Here is a 19,345-nt window from a genome sequence, read left to right as displayed (position 1 = left end):
TGCGCCTCCGGCCCGGCCCGTCAGCCCGCTGCGCCGAGCCCCGTCACCGCACCGGCGATCGCCGTCGTCTCCTCGCCGTCCGGCCAGCGCAGCCGCACGCCCGGCTCCGTGACGACGCTCCCCACCGCGGCCGTCGCGGTCCAGGGTGTGCCCATCCGCGACTCCCCCCGCCGGTCGGCGGTGATCATCGCGAAGCCGGGGAAGCAGCCGAGCCAGTCGGCGGTGCCGGCCGCCTCGGGGACGGGGACCGCCGCGAGGTCGATCACCGCTCCTCCTCCGCTGGCCTCGGCGAGCATGCCGACCGTCCCCACCAGCCCGGCCATGCTCACGTCCTTCGCCGCCCTCGGCCGCGCGAGTCCGACGGAGGCGGCCATCGCCCGGAGCTCCTCCGCGCGCCGGGACGACGTCGAGTCCCACTGGGCGCCCGCGAAGCCGGGCCGCCAGCCGCCGCCGAGGTCGGCCGTCAGCGAGAGCTCGTCGCCCGGAGCGGCGGCGCCCGGCACCGGCGCCGCGGTACGGCCGAGACCGGTGACGCTCAGGGCCGCCGGCACTCCGAGCTGGGTGTGCCCGCCGAGCACGGGGACGCCCCAGGCGGCGGAGGCGGCCCGCAGACCGCTCACGATGCGCGCGGCGGCGGCCGCGTCGCGAGCGCCGATCGCGTCCATCAGCCCGATGCCGGTCGCGCCCATCGCGGTGAGGTCGTTGACGTTGACCAGCACCGAGCACCACCCCGCCCACTCCGGGTGGCGCTCCACCATGGACGGGACGATCGCGTCGCAGACGGCGATCAGGTCGCTGCCCGGGACCGGTGCTCCGTCGTCGCCGACGAAGCCGGCCCCACCGAGGCCCCCCTCGGCCGCCAGCGGAGCCAGAAGGGCGCCGAGGGCCGCCTTGGCCGCGGTGGCCGCCCGGTCGAGCCGGTCGACCGGCCAGCGCATCCGGGCGTGCTCGACTCCGGCGACGGTGCTCGTGCCGATCCTCCGCCAGCCGAGCCGCCGGAACAGCACCTCGTTGCGCAGCTGCACCGAGGCCTCGAAGCGGAGCACCCCGCGCGCCTCCGCCTCCGCGCAGGCCGCGCGCACGAGGGCGGCACCGATCCCGGAGCCGCCCCGCGCCTCGCGCGCCACCACCAGGCGGCTGCCGGTCCACCAGCCCAGATCGCGTCCGCCGCCGACAGGCGCGATCCGGACCCCGCCGAGCACCGCGCCGTCCGGAGCCACCGCGACGAGCACCACCGAGCGCGGATCGTCGTCGGCGTCGTCGTGGTCGTCGCCCGCGAACAGCCCCTGCTCGGCGACGAAGACCTCGCGCCGCAGGGCCCGGTGCGCGGCGAGCTCGCGCTCCTCCGCCCGCACCACCGTGAACGCAGGCGCGACCCGAACACCCTCGAGGATCGAGAGCTCCACCATCAGGCGCCGGCCGTCTTCAGGACGCCGCAGGCCCCGCACGCCGCGCAGCCCGCACTCTGGCCGCTGCTCAGCATCCCGGCCTCGATCAGGAGCGCGGCGACCTCGGCGCTGACCCGCTCCAGCAGTGACCCGGCCGGCGGGAGCACGTGGTCGACCTCGGTCGCCAGGGTCCCGCGCAGCGGACGGAAGGGCACCACGAAGGGGTAGACCCCCATCCCGATCAGCTCGCGGGCGCTCGTGACCAGCTCGTCCGGGTCCTCGCCGAGGCCCACCAGGAGGTAGGTCGAGACCTGGTTGCGGCCGAAGATCCGCACCGCCTCGCGCCACGCCCAGCGGTACTCGTCCAGGCTGACCCGCGCCTTGCCCGGGGTCCAGCGCTGCCGCACCGCGTCGTCCATCGACTCCACGTGGATGCCGATCGAGACGGCGCCCGCGTCCTTCAGCGCCTGGAGCGCCGAGACGTCGGAGGGCGGCTCGCACTGCACCTGGATCGGCAGCCCGGGGACCGCCGCGAGCACCGCGCGGACGCAGCGCGCGAGGTGGGCCGCTCCGCGGTCGCGGCCCTTGGAGGTGCCGGTGGTCATCACCATCTGGCGCACGCCGTCGAGGCGGACCGCCGCCTCCGCGACCTCGGCGAGCTGGGCCGGGGTCTTGACCGCGATGGTCGCACCGGCTTCGAGCGAGGCCTCGATCGCGCAGAAGCGGCAGCGCTCCGCCTCGTCGTAGCGCATGCAGGTCTGGACGACGGTGGTCGCGAGGATGTCACGGCCGTGCAGCCGGGCGATCTTCTCGTAGGAGACGCCGTCGGCGGTGTCGAGATCGTAGAAGCGCGGGCGGCGGACGGGAGTCACGTCCAGGCCGATGTCGGCGCCCTCGAGCAGGAGGCGGTTCCCGCTCACCACGTAGGGGCTGTCGGGGTTCACCGGGATCGCGGCGCCCAGGCCGCCGAGCATCACGTGCCCGTCGTCGCTCGGGCCGGCGCCGGCCTCGCGGTGCACCGGTGCCTCGACGCGGATGCCCTGCAGGGCGATGTCGACGCGGGTGCGGAGGGCGGAGGGGCCGGTGCGGCGGATCCCGGTCGAGTGCGCCCCGCCCGGGGAGTGCGCCCCGCCGACCGGGTGCGGGCCGGCGGCCGGGTGCGCCGCACCGGTTGCCGGCGGCGAGGACGCGGGGGAGGGACTGCGGAGATCGGTCACGAGGACTCCTTCGTGGCACCGCGGAGCGGGCCGGACGGGCCGCGCACAGCGGCGGCCGGGATGTCGGTGCGGTCGTCTCACCCCCCAGTCAAGGCGCCTCGTGTTTCGCCCTCGTGACGGGAGGAACGCGGTCTCGTTACGGATCCGCCGTCACGGGAGCTTCTTCCGGTGGAAACCACTCCGAAACATCCCGGCCGTTGACTGGACGCGTTCCACTCCGCACCACTGCTCCACCCCGGCGGACGTCTTCCCGCGTCGTCTCAGCGCATCCCGCCGGAGCCATGCACTCGCACGCCGCTTCGGCGGACCGACACCAGGAGGAACCATGTCCGTCTCCCAGGAGATCGAAGACCAGGTCAGCGCCAACATCGAGAAGTCGCGCTCCGAGATCGCCCACCCGGCGCTCCCGAAGGGCAGCAACCTCTACGGCTCCACCAAGGTCTTCCCCGACTACCAGGCCGAGCCGGGGGAGTCGTACCTGACCCTCGTGCACGGCATCGCCCACGAGTCCTCGGTCAGCTTCGTCGCGGTGCTCCAGGCCACCCGCGCGGCGCGCAAGGGCTACGAGTCCGCGCTCTACTTCTACGGGCCCGGCACCATCAACGCGATGGCCACCCGCGGCTTCCCGACGGTCGGCGACTCCGGATTCCCCGGCGAGCAGAACCTCAACAACGCGATCGAGACCTTCATCCAGGAGGGCAACCGCGTCTTCGTCTGCCGGTTCGGCATGGCGCTGCACGGCCTCCGCGAGGAGGACCTCATCGAGGGCTGCATCCCCTGCCACCCGCTCGACGTGCAGGACGCGCTCATCCACTACGCCCGCAAGGGCGCGATCATCAACTCCACCTACAACCTGTAGGCGATCGCGATGACCCTCGTCGGATCGGTCGCGGCGAACTTCACCCGCGACCTGGATCAGAACTACGCGCTCATCGCCTCCCTGGCCGAGGAGGCCCGCGAGAGGGGAGTGCGCTTCCTGGTGCTCCCCGAGGCCGCGATCGGCGGCTACCTCTCCTCGCTCGGCAACCACGGCGACACGGTCGCCACCACCCGCCGCTCCCTTCCGCCGGCGGTGCGCCTGGACGGGCCGGAGCTGAGGCGGGTGCAGGAGATCGTCGGCGACCTGATGGTGGCGATCGGCTTCTGCGAGCTCGACGACGACGGCGAGACCCGCTACAACGCGGCCGCGCTGCTGGACGGCGGGCAGGTCTACGGCAGCTACCGGAAGGTGCACCAGCCGCTGGGCGAGCACCTCTCGTACTCGCCGGGCCCGGGCTACGGCACCTTCGAGACGCCGGTCGGCCGGGTGGGCCTGCAGATCTGCTACGACAAGGCGTTCCCCGAGGCGGCGCGGTCGATGGCGCTGGACGGCGCCGAGATCATCGCCTCGCTCTCGGCGTGGCCGGCCGCTCGGACGGCGACGGCCGAGAACCTGCAGGAGGACCGCTGGACGTACCGGTTCAATCAGTTCGACATCGCCCGCGCCCTCGACAACCAGGTGTTCTGGCTCGCCTCGAACCAGTCGGGGACCTTCGGCTCGCTCCGCTACGTCGGGAACGCGAAGGTCGTCGATCCCGGCGGCAACGTGCTCGCGACGACGCTGCTCGGAGCAGGCATGGCCGTCGCCGACATCGACGTGCGCGGCGCCTTCGAGGCGATGCGCGGCGGGATGTTCCACCTGCGCGACCGGCGGCCCGACGCCTACGACATCGACCGGGTCTGGAACGGAGGACTCGTCCATGCCTGAGATGACCTTCCACGTCCGCTGGCCGGACGGCTCGGAGGAGCGCTGCTACTCGCCGAGCCTGGTCGTGCACGAGTTCCTCGGGACCGGGACCGCCTACTCGCTCGAGGACTTCGTCTCCCGGTCCAGCGAGGCGCTGCGCATCGCGTCGGACCGGGTGCGGGAGCGGTTCGGGTTCGCCTGCACCTCCGCGATGCAGCAGGAGTCCGACATCCTCCGCACGGCGCAGCGCTTCGAGGGCGGCACGGTCAGGGTGCTCGCGATGGAGCCGCCGGCCCCGGCCGGGCAGCGGGTGCGGCCGTGAGCGCCGCGATCGAGCCCGGCCGCCACGTCGAGGTCGCAGTCATCGGAGGCGGGCAGGCCGGGCTCTCGATCAGCCGGCACCTGGTCGACGACGGCATCGAGCACCTGGTGCTCGAGCGCGCGAGCATCGGCCACGACTGGGTCGACCGCCGCTGGGACGCCTTCACCCTCGTCACGCCGAACTGGCAGTGCCGCCTCCCCGGGTACCCGTACGACGGGCCGGACCCGGACGGATTCATGACGCGCGACGAGGTGCACGCGTGGGTGCGCCGCTACGCGCAGAGCTTCGACGCCCCCGTGGTCGAGGGCGTGGAGGTGAGCCGGCTCCGCGAGCGCGCCGGGGGAGGGTTCGAGCTGGTCACGAGCGCGGGCTCGATCACGGCCGATCAGGTCGTCGTGGCGACCGGCGGCTACCACCGCCCGGTCCTCCCCGCCGTCGCCGCGCGGCTGCCGGCGGACGTGCTGCAGCTCCACTCCGCCGACTACCGCTCGCCGCAGGCGCTCCCGCCCGGCGGCGTGCTCGTCGTCGGCTCCGGGCAGTCGGGCGCGCAGATCGCCGAGGACCTCTTCCTCGCCGGGCGCGAGGTCCACCTCGCCCTCGGCAGCGCGCCGCGGGTGGCGCGCTTCTACCGGGGCCGCGACTGCGTCGCCTGGCTCCAGGACATGGGCGTGTACGACGTGCCCGTCCACGCGCAGGTCGGCGGGCTCACCAAGCGGGAGTCGACCAACCACTACGTGACGGGGCGCGGGGGCGGGCGGGACATCGACCTGCGCGCCTTCGCCCGCGACGGGATGCACCTCTACGGCCGACTGGCCGAGGTGGAGGGGTCGCGGCTGCGCTTCGCCCCCACGGCGGAGGCGTCGCTCGACTACGCGGACTCGGTCGCGGAGTCGATCAAGGACGACATCGACCGCTACATCGCGGCGCACGGCATCGACGCTCCCGAGGAGGCCCGCTACCGTCCGGTCTGGCGGCCGGAGTCCGAGGCGACAGAGCTCGACCTCGCGGGCATCGGCAGCGTCGTCTGGGCGGTCGGGTTCCGCTCCGACTACCGCTGGGTCGAGATCGGCGTGTTCGACGGTGCCGGCCACCCCACCCACCAGCGCGGAGTCACGAGCGTGCCGGGCCTGTCGTTCCTCGGGCTGCCGTGGCTGCACACCTGGGGGTCCGGCCGCTTCGAGGCGATCGCCCGCGATGCGGCGCACCTGGCGGAGGAGGTCCGGCGCGTCCGCGAGGCGGGGCGCTTCACGCGGGAGCGCCAGCCGGATCTCGCCGGATAGCCTCCTCGCATGACGGAGACGGTGATGGGTGCGGTCGCAGCGCACTTCGGTCGCGACATCGACCGCACCCTCGCCAAGCTCGCCGGCATCATCGCCCACGCGCGCGAGCGCTCGGTCGACCTGCTGGTGCTCCCGGACGCGACCCTCGGCGGCTACCTGCTCGACCTCCAGCACCCCGGGCCGGACCTGCCGCCGAGCCTCGAGCTCGACGGGCCGGAGGTCGCCCGGGTGGCCGAGCTGGCGGGCGATCTCACCGTGTGCTTCGGGATCGCGGAGCGGGCGCTCGAGGGCGGGCGCGAGCTCCGCTACGACACCGCGGTGTGCGTGCACGGCGGGCGCGTGATCGGCACGCACCGCAAGGTCCACCTGCCGCTGGGCGAGTCCGAGGCGTACCTGCCGGGCAGCGGCTTCGCCGCCTTCGACTCGCCGATCGGGAGGATGGGGATGCTGATCGACTTCGACAAGACCTTCCCGGAGTCCTCGCGCTCGCTGGCCCTGGACGGCGCGGAGGTGCTGGCCTGCCTCAGCGCGTGGCCCGCGAGCGTGACGGACCGCTCCGACCGGATCCGCAACGACCGCCAGGCCCACCTGTTCGATCTGTACGACTGCGCCCGCGCCGCCGAGAACCAGGTCTACCTCGTCTCCTCGAACCAGACCGGCGTGCTCGGCGGCTTGCGGTTCCTCGGGCAGGCGAAGGTCGTGGACCCGGCGGGAGAGATCATCGCGAAGACCTGGGCGAAGGGCGGGCTCGCACTCGCCTCCGCCGACGTCGCCGGCTCCGTCGCCCGCGCCCGCCGCACGATGCACCACCTCCGCGACCGCGCGGAGCACGCCTACCGGAGCTGAGATGCGGATCTGCCTGCTGACCTACTCCACCCGGCCGCGCGGCGGGGTGGTGCACACCCTCGCCCTCGCCGAGGCGCTCGCGCGCGCCGGACACGACGTCACGGTGCGCACCCTCGCCCGAGGTGGCGACGACTCCTTCTTCCGCCCCGTCGATCCGTTGGTGAGCGTGCGGGTGGTGCCCTTCCCGCACCGCGAGGGCGAGCAGGTCGGCGCCCGCATCGTGCGGTCCATCGCGGCGATGGCCGAGGCCCTGCGGGGTGAGGACGCCGCGGTCGTCCACGCGCAGGACTGCATCTCGGCCAACGCGGCACTCGCCGCCGGACTCGCGCCGATCCGCACGATCCACCACCTGGACGACTTCACCACCCCGGAGCTGCGGGCCTGCCACGACTGCGCCGTCCGGCTCCCCCGGGCCCGGCTGTGCGTGTCCGCCGCGGTCGCCGAGGAGGTGCGCGCGGGCTGGGGGCTGCTGCCCGACGTGATCCCGAACGGTGTCGACGCGGCGCGGTTCGCGGCCGCCGTCGACGATCCGCTGACCGGGGGGTGGCGGGCCGAGCTCGGCCCGTACCTCCTCGCCCTCGGCGGCATCGAGCCGAGGAAGGGCAGCATCGAGCTGCTCGAGGCGTGGGCTCTGCTGCGCGAGCGCGGCCACGACGTCGCGCTGGTGCTCGGCGGCGGCGAGACCCTGTTCGACTACCGCGAGTACCGGGCCGCCTTCGACCGGAGGGCTCTCGAGCTCGGGGTCGCCCCGGTGATCCTCGGCACCGTTGCGGAGGAGAGGCTCGCTCCGCTCGTCGCCGGCGCCTCCGCGCTGGGCTTCGTCTCGGTGAAGGAGGGGTTCGGGCTGGCGGCGATGGAGGCGCTCGCCGCGGGGGTGCCGGTCGTGGCGCGGGAGCTGCCGGTGATCCGCGAGGTGTTCGGGGACGCGGTCCGCTACGGGCGGGACCCCGCCTCCTTCGCCGACGCGCTGGAGGAGGCCCTGACGCTGCCCTCGCCGGACGGTCGGGCCCTGGCCGCCTCGCACTCCTGGGACGACGTCGCGGCCGCGCACCTGCGGTTCTACGAGCGCGTGCTCGACGGCTCGGTCCAGGACTCGGGAGGAACTCCTCCGGACGGGCCAGGATCCGCGAGAGCGGGCGCCCCCGGATGACTCCGTCCTGCAGCGTGGACACGATCGGGCGTCGCCGGTGACCCGCCGGTCGATCTCGCGCATCCTCACCGGCCTCGCCGACGCCGATCCCGACCGGATCGTCGCCGTGGCGGACGAGGGCGCGCTGACGGCGGGGGAGCTGGACCGCGAGAGCGCCCGCCTCGCCCGCGCCTACCGCGAGCTCGGCGTCCGGACCGACGACCTCGTCACCGTCTCGCTCCCGAACTCGCTGGACGCGCTCGTCGTCTGCGCGGCGATCTGGAAGGCGGGCGCCGTGCCGCAGCCGGTCTCGACCGGGCTGTCGGCGGCGGAGCGCGCCGAGGTGGAGCGGATCGCGCGGCCGGCGCTCGTCATCGGCGCGCCCTCCTCCTCCGCTGTCCCGTGGCGCGCGGGCGACTGGCGGCCCGGGCCGGAGGTGCCGGCCGGCCCGCTCGAGGACCGGTGGGCCTCGTCCTGGAAGGCGCCCACCTCCTCCGGCAGCACGGGGCGGCCGAAGGTGGTGCTGGCCGCGGGCCCGGCGCTGCTGGATCCGGACGCGCCGGTCGCGCCGTTCCTGCCGCGCGAGGGCGTGCAGCTGGTGAGCGGCCCGCTGATGCACTCGGCGACCTTCACCTACGCCTTCCGCGGGCTGATGACCGGGCAGCGCCTGGTGCTGCTGCCGCGGTTCGACGCCGCCCGGGTCCTCGCCGCGATCGAGGAGCACCGCGTGACCTGGACTCTGCTCGTCCCGACCACGATCCGCCGCCTGCTGGCCGCGCCCGAGCGGTCGAGGACGGACGTGTCCTCGCTCGCGACGGTGCTGCACCTCGGAGCGCCCTGCGCGCCCGCCGACAAGCGGGCGCTGATCGGCTGGCTCGGGCCGGAGCGGGTGGTCGAGGTCTACGCGGGCAGCGAGTCGAACGGGCTGACGATGATCACGGGCCGGGAGTGGCTGGAGCACCCGGGCAGTGTCGGGCGGCCGATCGGCGGGACGACGCTCCGCATCCTGCGGGAGGACGGCACGCAGGCTCCGACCGGCGAGCTCGGCCGCATCTGGCTGCACCGCGGGGAGACCCCCGCCTACCGCTACCTCGGCGCAGGCTCGCGGCGGACGGAGGAGGGCTGGGACACCCTCGGCGACGTCGGCCGCGTCGACGGGGACGGGTGGCTCTGGGTGGTCGACCGCGCCGACGACCTGATCCTCCGGGGCGGAGTGAGCGTCTGGCCGGCGGAGATCGAGCGGGTGCTGGAGGCGCTGCCCGGAGTCCGCGGGGCGGTCGCCTTCGGCGTGCCGGACGCGGAGCTGGGGCAGGCGGTGGAGGCGGTCGTCGACGTGGGCGAGGCGGACGCGGACCCGGCCGGCCTGCTCGCTCGGGCGAACGCCGAGCTGGGCGCCGAGCGGCGCCTCCGGGCTCTCCGGATCGTGCACGAGCCCGTCCGGAGCGATGCGGGCAAGGTCCGCCGCTCCGCGCTCGCCGCCGCGGCGGAGACGCTCGGGACCCGCCGTTCCGCCGGCGCCCCGGAGGGGCCAGAGTAGGCCCTGCGCCCCCGCGCACCGACCCCAGGGAGACCCGATGAAGTACATGCTGATCATGCGCGCGACCGATGCGGCGAAGGAGGCCTACGCCTCGATCCCGTTCGACGAGATCATCACCCGGATGGGGCAGTACAACGAGGCGATGATCGAGGCGGGCGTGCTGCTCTCGGGCGACGGCCTGGCCGACGACGTCGACTCCTCCGGCTTCGTGGTCGACTTCTCCTCCGAGCCGCCGACCGTCGTCGACGGCGCCTACGGCCCGACCGAGTCGCTCTTCAACGGCTTCTGGATCATCGGGGTCGACTCCAAGGAGCAGGCCCGCGAGTGGGCGCTGCGCTGCCCCCTGGTGCCCGGCAACCGCCTCGAAGTGCGCCGGATCACCGACGAGAGCGACTTCGCGGAGTTCGCCGACAACGAGTACGTGCAGAAGGAGGCCGGCTGGCGCGAGGACGAGGCGGCCCGCGCCTCCGGGGACTGACGCGGCGGCGGGCGTCACGCCTCCGTGACGACGCCCGCCTCGACGTGCCAGTGCCGCGTCAGCTGCACCGTCTCGAGCATCCGCCGGTCGTGGGTGACCAGCAGCAGGGTGCCCTCGTACGCCTCGAGCGCCTCCTCCAGCTGCTCGATGGCGACGAGGTCGAGGTGGTTGGTCGGCTCGTCGAGCACCAGGAGGTTCGTGCCGCGGGCCTGGAGGAGCGCCAGGGCGGCCCGCGTCCGCTCGCCCGGCGACAGCTCGCCGACGCGGCGGCCGACGTGATCGGCCTTCAGCCCGAACTTCGCCAGCAGCGTGCGGACCTCGGCGGTCGGCCACTCGGGCACCAGCGCCTCGAACGCGTCCGCGAGCGGCACCTCGGCGGCGAGCATCCCGCGGGCCTGATCGATCTCGCCGATCGCCACGCTCGCTCCGAGAGAGGCGCCGCCCTCCTCCGGCTCGGCGCGGCCGAGGAGGAGCGACAGCAGCGTCGACTTGCCGGCGCCGTTGGGCCCGGTGATGCCGATCCGGTCGCCCGCGTCGACCTGGAGCGACACCGGCCCGAGCGTGAAGGCGCCGCGGCGGGCGACCGCGCCGTTCAGCGTCGAGACGACCGAGCTCGAGCGCGGGGCGCTGCCGATCGTGAAGGCGAGCTGCCACTCCTTGCGCGGCTCCTCGACCTCCTCGAGCCGCGCGATCCGGCTCTCCATCTGGCGCACCTTCTGCGCCTGCTTCTCGCTCGACTCCGCCGAGGCCTTGCGGCGGATCTTGTCGTTGTCGGGGGCCTTCTTCATCGCGTTGCGCACGCCCTGGCTCGACCACTCCCGCTGGGTGCGGGCGCGGGAGACCAGGTCGGCCTTCTGCTCGGCGAAGTCCTCGTACTTCTCGCGGCGCTGGCGGCGCGCGGTCTCGCGCTCCTCCAGGAACGCGTCGTAGCCGCCTCCGTAGACCCGGTTGGTGCCCTGCGCGAGATCGAGCTCGAGCACGCGGGTCACGCTGCGGGCGAGGAACTCCCGGTCGTGGCTCACGAGGACCGCGCCGCCGCGGAGTCCGCGGACGAAGGCCTCCAGGCGCTCCAGGCCGTCGAGGTCGAGGTCGTTGGTCGGCTCGTCGAGCAGCACCACGTCGAAGCGCGAGAGCAGCAGTGCCGCGAGGCCCACCCGCGCCGCCTGCCCGCCGGAGAGGGAGGTCATCGTCGAGGAGGCGGCCGCGGCGCCGAGCGACAGGCCCAGGTCGGCCAGGACGACCGGGGTGCGCTCGTCGAGGTCGGCCGCGCCGCTCGCGAGCCAGCGGTCGAGCGCGAGGGCGTAGCGGTCGGCGATCGAGCCGTCGGGATCGGGGTCGGCCAGGGCGGAGGCGGCGGCGTCGAGCTCGGCGGAGGCCTCGGCGCAGCCGGTGCGGCGCGCGATGTAGCCGGCGACGGTCTCGCCCTCGCGGCGCTCGTGCTCCTGAGGCAGCCAGCCGACGAAGGCGTCGCCCGGCGAGAGCACGACGGAGCCCTCGAGCGGAGCCGTCTCGCCCGCGAGGATGCGCAGGAGCGTCGACTTGCCGGCTCCGTTCGCCCCCACGACGCCCACCACGTCCCCGGGGGCGACCGTCAGGTCGAGTCCGTCGAACAGGGTGCGGTGCGCATAGCCTCCGGAGAGGCCCTTGGCGACGAGGGTGGCGGTCACCGGTCCAGCGTAGGCGCGGGCGACTCGCTAGACGGCCTGGTGATCAGCCGGTCTAGGATGTGCGGATGAGCGACACGAGCCTGCGGAGCGGCGCCGGGTACTGGTACCCGGACGAGTCGTCCACCCGCCGCGCTGTCGAGGTGCTGAGCGCGATGCGCACGTACCGCGTCTCCGAGGTCTCGATGCGCCGCCGCACGCGCGAGCGGATGGCGATGGGCGAGACGGACCTGATCGCCATCCAGTACCTGCTCCGCCAGCAGCGCAAGGGCGAGCTGGTGACCGGCAAGGACCTGGCCTCGCACCTCTCCATCTCGTCCGCGTCGACCACGGTCCTCATCGACCGCCTGGTCCGCAGCGGCCACCTCGTGCGCAAGCCCAACCCGACCGACCGGCGCGGGATCGTCGTGGAGGCGACCGTCGACAGCGACGACGAGGTGCGCGCCACGCTCCAGGAGATGCACCGCCGGATGCTCGAGATCGCCGAGGACCTGGACGCACCCGAGGCCGAGGTCGTGGTCAACTTCCTCCGCCGGATGAGCGCGGCCGTCGACGAGATCGACGCGGAGCACGGCGACGGGCACGATACGGACGAAGCGGACGACGCGGAACCCTCCGCGGCGAAATAGCTAGACGGACTAGTAATAAGCCGAGGGGCCTATAGTCTGGCGGCATGGGTCAATTCCTCTACGGCACTCCTCCCGCCGTCATCGAGATCGAGGACCGGACCCTGGCCCACCTCCAGATCGTGATCTACGCGAAGTTCCGCCGCGACGAGCGCTTCAGCCTCACCCTCGACTCGATGCCCGAGGGCGCGCGCGGCCGCCACTCCTTCTGGATGAACCCGAACATCGCCCTGCAGTTCCACTTCGCGGGGAGCCGGCAGCCGACGATCAACCCGACCTGGGTCGAGCTCCTGATGGACGCGGCGAACAGCGGCGGCGGGCTGCGCCTGCTCCCCGAGCCCCCGTCCTGACCCGGTCCCGGTGAGGCCGACCCGGTCCGGACGACCGCGGAGCTCCCTGCACGAGGGTGGATCCGCAGCACCGCCCTCCTGCGACAGCGCACGTGCCCCCGGCCGTCCCGTCTCCTAGGGTGGAGCGGGCGCCGCGGGGCGCGCGGAGGGCGGGGGACATGCGCAGGACGGTCATCGGAGCGACGGTACTGGCCGGGGTGCTCGCGCTCGCGGGGTGCTCGGCGCCCGCCCCGGCTCCCACGGTCACGGTCACCGTGTTCGCCACGGCGACGCCGACTCCGGTGCCGGACCCGACCGTCACGGCGGCGCTCCCGCAAGCGACGGCCACGGTCTTCGCGCCGGTCCCCGAGGCGACGGTCACCTTCACGCCGAACGCGACGCCGGACATCCCCGAGACGGCCTTCGCGGTCGACAACGGCGCGGTTCCCGGAGCGAACGGCGAGCCGACCCGCGACGGGGAGGGGGACATCGTGAGCTACACCGTGGTGCAGGACGACACGTTCTTCGACATCGCGCAGCGCTTCGGGATCCCGGTGCAGCAGCTGCTCCGGATGAACCCGACGATCGCCGGAGCCGGCGAGGCGGTCTACATCAATGCAGTCGTCAACCTCGACGCGAGCACGCTGAGCTGAGCGGCGAGCCGCGGAGGCGGCCGCCCGGAGCGACCCTGCTACTGCGACTTCGGCAGGACGTGGAACGCGACGGCGAGCGATCCCGAGATCATCAGGATGCCGCCGACGAAGAGGAACCCGGCGATGTCGGGCAGCAGGAACGAGTTGCCGAGAACGAGGATCCCGCCGAGGAACAGCACGAACGAGAGGACGACGCCCAGACCAGTCATGCCCTCATCGTACGCAGGTCACGGGAGCAGGAGGTCCGCGAGCTCCTCGGCACCGGACACCAGCGCGATCGTCCCGACCGCCTCGAGCGGCGATCCGTATCCCCACTCGACCATGATCGTCGGCACGCCGTGGGCGGCGGCGCCCTGCACGTCGTGCTCGCGGTCGCCCACCATCACCGGTGCCGAGAGGTCGACGCCGAGCTCGCGGAGCCGGCGCAGCGCCTCCTCCACGACGTCGGCCTTGGCGCTGCGGACCTCGTCCTCGGAGGCGCCGCAGATCACCGTGAAGTACTGCGCCAGGCCGTAGTGCTCGAGGATGCGCGTGGCCGCCGACTCCGGCTTGGAGGTCGCGAGCGAGAGCGGCACGCCGGCCTCGGCGATGCGCGCGAGCACCTCGGGCAGCCCCGGGTAGACCGAGGAGTCGAACAGCCCGCCCGCGTTGTAGCGGCGGCGGTAGACCACGAGCGCGGCCTGCGCCTCCTCCACGGTCATCCCGCCGAGCTCGCGGAACGCCTCGAGCAGCGGAGGGCCGACGTAGGCCAGCAGCTCGGCCGGAGCGGGCACGGGTCGGCCCAGCTCGACGAAGGTCTCGACGAGGGTGCCGGTGATGCCGGGGGCCGAGTCGGTGATCGTGCCGTCGAGGTCGAACAGGATGCAGGACCAGGTGCCGGCTCGCGCGTCGAGGCCGGTGGCGGCGAGGGTCGTGTCGGACATGGCGGGCTCCTGACCTCGGAGGACGGGGTGACGCCGGCGCTGCCCCGCCGGGGGCCACACTCTACGGCCGTTCGGCGTCCAGAGCCCGTTCGACGAACGAACGGGTGACGACCTGGGCGATCGAGCCGGGGTCGAGCTGCACGGCGACGAAGTCGGCGGTGCGGATCAGCGCGAAGGCCTCGCGTCCGGGGAGGACCAGCATCTGCACCCGCGGATGCTGCTGCCGGGGGACCGCGGTGCGCACCTCGTCCGTGGAGGTGAACAGCGGCAGGACCTGCTCCCCGGTGGTCGTCGCGACGGTGCGGACGTGCGGCACGCCTCCGGGCTGGGAGCCCGTGACGTCGACCACGAGGGAGCCGTCGAGGCAGGCCTCGAGCAGCCGGTCGACGGCCTCGGCGGTGGGAGCGGCGACGAGCGCCTCCAGTGCTTCCCGAGCCTCCGCATTGCGGTACGGACCGGGTCGCGCCGGGCGTGCAGGGGGTCCGCCTCGTCGTGCCATGACTCCACGCTAACGAAGACCGGGGCGTGATCGGAATCGCCGGGTCCGGTTCCCGGGAATGCGCGCGATCGGTGTCCGGAATCGTTACGGCCGTCTGCGGACACCGTGTCCTCTATTCGACGGCTGGTGGCGAACAGCTCGATTCCGCCCTGATTGCCTCCGCTTATCCTGAACATTCCCCTCGACATGGCGCGAGAAAGGGACGAATGGCGCCATTCATGGCGCACTCGATTGTGAAAGGGGGTAATGTCTCTTCCGGTCCGGGTCGAGACAGTCCGGTCCCGCGAACTCCAGGAGGAAAAGTGGCCCAGAAGATCACGCTTGTCGACGATATCGACGGAACCCTTATCGATTCCGGTGACGGCGGTACCGTCCGCTTCAGCATCGAGGGCGCCAACTACGAGATCGATCTCGGCCCCGACAACATCGCCGAGCTCCACTCGGCGCTCGAGAAGTTCGTCTCGAGCGCCCGCCGCGTCGGCTCGCGCCCCGCGGCCGCCACGAGCGTCGCGACCGCCTCCAAGAGCGACCCCAAGCAGCTCAAGGCCATCCGCGAGTGGGCGAACGCCAACGGCCACCCGGTCTCCGACCGCGGACGCATCCCCTCCGAGGTCCAGGCCGCCTACCAGGCCGCCCACAAGTAGCGGCCGCCGGGCTCTCGGCCCGGTGAGACGCCGCATTCCCGGGCCTCGCGCCCGGTGAGCGGAAGGCCCCCGTGATCCGATCGCGGGGGCCTTCGCCGTGCCTGTCGCCGCGTCTTCGCCGTGCCTGTCGCCGTGCCTGTCAGAACAGGCGCGTGTGGGAGTCGTCGGTGCCGCGCATGGCCTCGTAGTCGAGCACCACGCAGCGGATTCCGCGGTCCTCGGCGAGAGTCCGCGCCTGCGGCTTGATCTCCTGAGCGGCGAAGACTCCCGTCACCGGGAAGAGGTGCGGATCGCGATTCATCAGCTCGAGATAGCGGGTGAGCTGCTCGACTCCGTCGATCTCGCCGCGGCGCTTGATCTCGACGGCGACGGCGGCTCCCGAGGAATCGCGGGCGAGGATGTCGACCGGGCCGATCGCGGTCATGTACTCGCGCCGGACGAGAGTGTGCCCCTCTCCGAGGAGGCCGATCTGCTCAGCGAGAAGGCGCTGGAGATGCGACTCCACTCCGTCCTTCACGAGTCCCGGATCGACGCCGAGCTCGTGCGCCGAATCGTGCAGCACCTCGTGGATCGAGACGACGAGAGCGTCGCCGGTCTTGCGGTGCGCGACGGTCCACTGCTGCGTCACTCCCGCGGCGCGCGCCTCCTCGTCGGGCTCGCCCGTGATCAGCGTGCAGGGCGGGCTCATCCAGTTCAGCGGCTTGTAGGAGCCGCCGTCGGAGTGGATGAGGACGCTCCCGTCGGCCTTGACGAGCAGGAGGCGGGTGGCGAGCGGGAGGTGGGCGCTGAGACGGCCGGTGTAGTCGACGGAGCAGCGCGCGATGACGAGACGCACCCGTCGAGGATAGACGGCGCGGCTCCGGCGGGCTCCCGGCTCAGCGCGCGGCGACGGGAGGCCGGCGGCCGAGCGGAGGAGCGGGCGGCGGCACCGAGAGCGAGGCGCGCAGCGCGACCGCGAACTCGGCCGGCGCCTCCGCCCACGGGTGGTGGCCGCTCGACTCGATGACGGCCAGGCTCGCCTGCGGCAGGAGCGCGGTGAGCGCCTCCAGAGCGGCGACGCCCGTCACCGGATCGTCCTCGCCGCCGAGGACGACCGCGGGGCAGTCGAGGCGCTGCAGAGCGTCGCGGATCGCCGCGGTGTCGTCGGAGCCGGCGGGAGGCGTGGGACCGGCAGCCCGGTCGTCGATCCCGAGCCAGGCGGTGCCGGGGGCGATCAGGAGCAGGTGGGCGATGCGCTCGGGCGCGTCCACGGCGGCGAGCAGGACGGCGCGGCAGCCGGAGTCGTGCGCGGCGAGATCGAGCTCGTCGACGCCGAGGTGGCGGCGCAGGTCCTCCACGTCGGCGGCCGTCGTGGCCGGGGGAGCGGGAGGCAGCTCCGAGGAGTCGCCCACTCCGCGCGGGTGCAGCACGAGGACGCGGCGCGTGCAGGCGATCGAGGCGAACGAGCCGAGATAGGAGGGGTGGCGCTCCGGCTCACCGGGGACGACCACCAGGGGCCGCCCCTGACCGGCTCCGTGCTCGTCGACGTGGAGCAGGGCGCCGTCGCGCGCTCGGTACCGCATCCGCTCCCCCTCCGCCGCCGTCCCGGGAAGCCTAGGGGGAGGCGCGCCGGGGCGCCCGGGCCGCATGGGGGCTTGCGGAGGCGCGTGGAGCGGGGCGGTCAGCTCCGCCGGCTGCGGGCGGCGGGGGAGGCGAGCCCGGCCACGACGACCAGGGCCAGCACCAGGAAGAGGGCGTTCAGCAGGCCGTAGTGCTCGCCGAGGAAGCCGATCGCCGGCGGTCCGACCAGGAACGCGACGTAGCCGAGCATCGCCACCGCGCTGACGCGGGCGGCCGAGTGCGGCCCCTCCGCCGCGGCCGACATGCCCACCGGGAAGCCGAGCGAGCAGCCCAGACCCCAGGCGACCGCGCCGACGACGACGAGCGCGTCGACCGGGGCGAGGATGAACAGCAGGATGCCGACGATCGCGAGCCCGGCGGAGGCGCGCAGCACCGGGACGCGGCCGAAGCGGTCGAGCACGGGTCCGCCGATCACGCGTCCGACCGTCATGGCGGCGACGAACACGCCGAACACGACGGCGGCGGTCGTCTTGTCGGTGCCGTGGCCGTCGACCATCGCCAGGGTCAGCCAGTCGTTCGCGGAGCCCTCGGCGAAGGCCATGCCCAGCATGATCAGGCCGATGAGGACGAGGCGGCCGTCGCGCCAGACGCCGAGGGAGGCGGCGACGCGCTCGCGGACCGGCGGCTTCACCGTGGTCGCCGCGCCGGAGGTGTCGAGCTCCTCGCGGACCGGGACGAAGCGGATCGCGATCACCGCGGTCACGGCGATCACCACGGCGATCGCGCCGAGGTGGACGGCGACGGGCACGGCCAGAGCGGAGGCGCCCGCGCCGATCAGTGCGCCGGCCACGGTGCCGAGGCTGAAGAAGGCGTGGAACAGCGGCAGGAGCGTCTTGCCGAAGGCCTTCTCGTTGGCCGCTCCCTCGACGTTCATCATCACGTCGACCGCTCCATTGCCGAAGCCGAGCATCGCCATGCCGGCGAAGGCCGCGGGGAGGACGCCGATGACGTCGGCCGAGACGCCCAGCACCGCGAGCCCCGCCGCCGAGACGGTGAGACCGAGCGCCATGCCGCGCCGGGCGCCGATCGCGCCCATGACCGGCGTCGAGAACGCGAGTCCGACGATCGCGCCGATCGACATCGAGAGGATCAGCAGGCCCACTCCGGCGGTCGAGAGCTGGAGCTCGTCGCGGATGGCGGGGGTGCGCGAGACCCAGGTGGCGATCGAGATCCCGCTGAGGACGAAGATCGTGAAGACGGCGTTTCGCCAGGCGACCAGCTGCGGGCGCGTGAGCGCGGACGTCGAGGTCATGGCGGTTCTCCTGGTGCGGGCGGGATCCGGACACCGGATCGAGAGGCACGGTCGAATCGATTCGAAGCGAGCCGGTCTAAGCTATCCGGAACCCCGGGGCCGGTCAACCGACGACGAGTGCGCCGCCCCCACGAGGAGGAACGTGGAACCCCGCAAGAGCCCCCGGCCGACGCTCGCCCGCGTCGCGAGCCGGGCCGGAGTGTCCCCCTCCACCGCCTCGCTGGTCTTCAGCGGCTCCGGCCCCGTCTCGGAGGCCACGAAGGAGCGGGTGCTGCGCGCGGCGTCCGAGCTCGACTACGCCGGCCCCGACCCGCGGGCGCGCTCGCTCCGCCGCGGCCGCTCGGGGATCGTGGGGGTCGTCGTGGACGAGCGGATGCTGCACGCGTTCCGCGACCCGATCAAGATCGCCATGCTCGACGGGATCGCCGACGTGCTCGGCGGGGTCGACGCCGGGATCCTGCTGCTCACCGAGACCGGCGACGGCGCGGGCCTGCTGGCGACCGCCCCGGTCGACGCGATGATCCTGGTCGGCTGCAGCCCGTCGGTCGACGACTCCGTCGCCGTGCTGCGCCGCCGGGGGGTGCCGGTCGTCGTGGTCGAGGGCCTCTCGGAGCTGGGCGGCGCCGTGATCTCGCTCGACAACCGCGAGGCCAGCCGCACCCTCGCGGAGCACCTGCGCGAGCTCGGCCACGAGCGGGTCGCGGTGGTCTCGCTCCCGTTCGCGAAGGACCGCCGCCGCGGCGCGATCCCGCCCGGCTGGCGCTCGAGCCCCAGCATCACTCCGGTCGACCGCCTCCTCGGCGTGCAGGACGTCTTCCCGGACGCGTCGGTCGTCGCCGCCGCGGCGAGCTCGGTCGAAGAGGGCGTCGCCGCGGGCCGCACGCTGCTCGAGGGGGCGGAGCCGCCGACCGCGGTCGTCGCGCAGAGCGATCTGCTGGCCGCGGGCGTGATCCTCGCGGCGGAGGAGCGCGGGCTGCGCGTGCCCGAGGACCTCTCGGTGGTCGGCTTCGACGGCGTGCAGGTGCCCGGTCTCGCGGCCGAGTACGACCTCACGACGATGGCCCAGCCCGCGGTCGAGAAGGGCCGTGCGGCGGGACGGGCCGCGGTCGCGCTCCTGGCCGACGAGGAGGCGGAGGCGGTCTGCTTCCACGCCGTCTTCCACCGCGGGAACACCAGCGCACCGCCGCGCTGACCGGAGTTGTCCACAGGCTT

Annotated in this window: 22 protein-coding genes; 13 read left to right on the top strand and 9 right to left on the bottom strand. The window is 73.6% G+C overall.

Going from position 1 to position 19,345, the window contains the following annotated elements:
• Positions 1 to 20 precede the first annotated feature (20 nt).
• Positions 21 to 1,409: an MSMEG_0567/sll0787 family protein gene (locus tag C5C10_RS02130; RefSeq protein ID WP_104222637.1), complete on the bottom strand. Its 1,389-nt coding sequence runs from the start codon at positions 1,407 to 1,409 to the stop codon at positions 21 to 23.
• Positions 1,409 to 2,605, bottom strand: a complete 1,197-nt coding sequence (locus tag C5C10_RS02125) for an MSMEG_0568 family radical SAM protein (RefSeq protein ID WP_258059779.1) — start codon at positions 2,603 to 2,605, stop codon at positions 1,409 to 1,411. The genes C5C10_RS02130 and C5C10_RS02125 overlap by 1 nt, the downstream gene beginning before the upstream one ends.
• A 325-nt stretch (positions 2,606 to 2,930) precedes the next feature.
• Between C5C10_RS02125 and C5C10_RS02120 the strand changes: the two genes are divergently transcribed.
• Genes C5C10_RS02120 through C5C10_RS02085 form a run of 8 tightly spaced genes read left to right on the top strand, consistent with a single transcriptional unit; the run spans position 2,931 to position 9,923 of the window.
• Positions 2,931 to 3,464 (top strand): MSMEG_0572/Sll0783 family nitrogen starvation response protein, encoded by a 534-nt coding sequence (locus tag C5C10_RS02120; RefSeq protein ID WP_104275519.1) that lies wholly within the window; start codon positions 2,931 to 2,933, stop codon positions 3,462 to 3,464.
• A gap of 9 nt (positions 3,465 to 3,473) precedes the next feature.
• Positions 3,474 to 4,352 (top strand): carbon-nitrogen hydrolase family protein, encoded by an 879-nt coding sequence (locus C5C10_RS02115; RefSeq protein WP_104328400.1) that lies wholly within the window; start codon positions 3,474 to 3,476, stop codon positions 4,350 to 4,352.
• Complete coding sequence (locus C5C10_RS02110) at positions 4,345 to 4,653, top strand: MSMEG_0570 family nitrogen starvation response protein (protein ID WP_104328399.1); 309 nt, start codon at positions 4,345 to 4,347, stop codon at positions 4,651 to 4,653. Before C5C10_RS02115 ends, C5C10_RS02110 begins: the two co-directional genes overlap by 8 nt.
• On the top strand, positions 4,650 to 5,933 hold the full coding sequence (locus tag C5C10_RS02105) for an MSMEG_0569 family flavin-dependent oxidoreductase (protein ID WP_219813225.1): 1,284 nt from the start codon (positions 4,650 to 4,652) through the stop codon (positions 5,931 to 5,933). Before C5C10_RS02110 ends, C5C10_RS02105 begins: the two co-directional genes overlap by 4 nt.
• Before the next feature lie 9 nt (positions 5,934 to 5,942).
• Positions 5,943 to 6,779: a carbon-nitrogen hydrolase family protein gene (locus C5C10_RS02100; RefSeq protein ID WP_104308168.1), complete on the top strand. Its 837-nt coding sequence runs from the start codon at positions 5,943 to 5,945 to the stop codon at positions 6,777 to 6,779.
• A 1-nt stretch (position 6,780) separates the two neighbouring features.
• On the top strand, positions 6,781 to 7,929 hold the full coding sequence (locus tag C5C10_RS02095; protein ID WP_104328398.1) for an MSMEG_0565 family glycosyltransferase: 1,149 nt from the start codon (positions 6,781 to 6,783) through the stop codon (positions 7,927 to 7,929).
• Positions 7,930 to 7,966: 37 nt separating this feature from the next.
• Positions 7,967 to 9,445, top strand: a complete 1,479-nt coding sequence (locus tag C5C10_RS02090; RefSeq protein WP_104328397.1) for an AMP-binding protein — start codon at positions 7,967 to 7,969, stop codon at positions 9,443 to 9,445.
• A gap of 37 nt (positions 9,446 to 9,482) precedes the next feature.
• The gene (locus C5C10_RS02085) at positions 9,483 to 9,923 is read left to right on the top strand and encodes a YciI family protein (protein ID WP_104328396.1); all 441 of its coding nucleotides are present in this window, start codon (positions 9,483 to 9,485) and stop codon (positions 9,921 to 9,923) included.
• 14 nt (positions 9,924 to 9,937) lie between these two features.
• Here C5C10_RS02085 and C5C10_RS02080 read toward each other — a convergent pair whose 3' ends face one another.
• The gene (locus C5C10_RS02080) at positions 9,938 to 11,590 is read right to left on the bottom strand and encodes an ABC-F family ATP-binding cassette domain-containing protein (protein ID WP_104222629.1); all 1,653 of its coding nucleotides are present in this window, start codon (positions 11,588 to 11,590) and stop codon (positions 9,938 to 9,940) included.
• Between the two features lie 65 nt (positions 11,591 to 11,655).
• Here C5C10_RS02080 and C5C10_RS02075 point away from each other — a divergent pair, with 65 nt between their 5' ends.
• From C5C10_RS02075 to C5C10_RS02065, 3 genes are all read left to right on the top strand, one after another.
• The gene (locus C5C10_RS02075; RefSeq protein ID WP_104250276.1) at positions 11,656 to 12,216 is read left to right on the top strand and encodes a MarR family winged helix-turn-helix transcriptional regulator; all 561 of its coding nucleotides are present in this window, start codon (positions 11,656 to 11,658) and stop codon (positions 12,214 to 12,216) included.
• 44 nt (positions 12,217 to 12,260) lie between these two features.
• The gene (locus C5C10_RS02070) at positions 12,261 to 12,563 is read left to right on the top strand and encodes an ATP-dependent DNA ligase (RefSeq protein WP_104225758.1); all 303 of its coding nucleotides are present in this window, start codon (positions 12,261 to 12,263) and stop codon (positions 12,561 to 12,563) included.
• A 158-nt stretch (positions 12,564 to 12,721) separates the two neighbouring features.
• Complete coding sequence (locus C5C10_RS02065) at positions 12,722 to 13,195, top strand: LysM domain-containing protein (RefSeq protein ID WP_104328395.1); 474 nt, start codon at positions 12,722 to 12,724, stop codon at positions 13,193 to 13,195.
• Positions 13,196 to 13,233: 38 nt separating this feature from the next.
• Here C5C10_RS02065 and C5C10_RS17700 read toward each other — a convergent pair whose 3' ends face one another.
• From C5C10_RS17700 to C5C10_RS02055, 3 genes are all read right to left on the bottom strand, one after another.
• Positions 13,234 to 13,404 (bottom strand): hypothetical protein, encoded by a 171-nt coding sequence (locus tag C5C10_RS17700; RefSeq protein WP_159911733.1) that lies wholly within the window; start codon positions 13,402 to 13,404, stop codon positions 13,234 to 13,236.
• An 18-nt stretch (positions 13,405 to 13,422) separates the two neighbouring features.
• Entirely contained in the window at positions 13,423 to 14,118 is a 696-nt protein-coding gene (locus tag C5C10_RS02060; RefSeq protein WP_104222626.1) for an HAD hydrolase-like protein, read from the bottom strand.
• A gap of 61 nt (positions 14,119 to 14,179) precedes the next feature.
• Complete coding sequence (locus C5C10_RS02055; protein ID WP_104222625.1) at positions 14,180 to 14,617, bottom strand: SseB family protein; 438 nt, start codon at positions 14,615 to 14,617, stop codon at positions 14,180 to 14,182.
• Positions 14,618 to 14,919: 302 nt separating this feature from the next.
• Between C5C10_RS02055 and C5C10_RS02050 the strand changes: the two genes are divergently transcribed.
• Entirely contained in the window at positions 14,920 to 15,261 is a 342-nt protein-coding gene (locus tag C5C10_RS02050) for an Lsr2 family protein (protein ID WP_104222624.1), read from the top strand.
• 139 nt (positions 15,262 to 15,400) lie between these two features.
• Here the strand turns inward: C5C10_RS02050 and nucS are convergent, their stop codons facing one another.
• The 3 genes from nucS to C5C10_RS02035 form a co-directional block, all read right to left on the bottom strand.
• Positions 15,401 to 16,096 (bottom strand): endonuclease NucS, encoded by a 696-nt coding sequence (gene nucS, locus C5C10_RS02045; RefSeq protein WP_104222623.1) that lies wholly within the window; start codon positions 16,094 to 16,096, stop codon positions 15,401 to 15,403.
• A 40-nt stretch (positions 16,097 to 16,136) separates the two neighbouring features.
• Positions 16,137 to 16,823 carry an alpha/beta fold hydrolase gene (locus tag C5C10_RS02040; protein ID WP_181073368.1) on the bottom strand — a complete coding sequence of 229 codons (687 nt, stop codon included), beginning with the start codon at positions 16,821 to 16,823 and terminating at the stop codon, positions 16,137 to 16,139.
• 98 nt (positions 16,824 to 16,921) lie between these two features.
• Positions 16,922 to 18,133, bottom strand: a complete 1,212-nt coding sequence (locus tag C5C10_RS02035) for an MFS transporter (RefSeq protein WP_104225755.1) — start codon at positions 18,131 to 18,133, stop codon at positions 16,922 to 16,924.
• Positions 18,134 to 18,275: 142 nt separating this feature from the next.
• Between C5C10_RS02035 and C5C10_RS02030 the strand changes: the two genes are divergently transcribed.
• Positions 18,276 to 19,325, top strand: coding sequence for a LacI family DNA-binding transcriptional regulator (locus tag C5C10_RS02030; protein ID WP_258060357.1), 1,050 nt, complete (start codon positions 18,276 to 18,278; stop codon positions 19,323 to 19,325).
• Positions 19,326 to 19,345 lie beyond the last annotated feature (20 nt).

Source organism: Rathayibacter sp. AY1A3 (genome assembly GCF_002930975.1).
In the GTDB taxonomy this organism is placed as follows: Bacteria; Actinomycetota; Actinomycetes; order Actinomycetales; family Microbacteriaceae; genus Rathayibacter.
The sequence above is the reverse complement of the archived record's forward strand: the minus strand, read 5'-3'. Positions and strand labels throughout refer to the sequence as shown.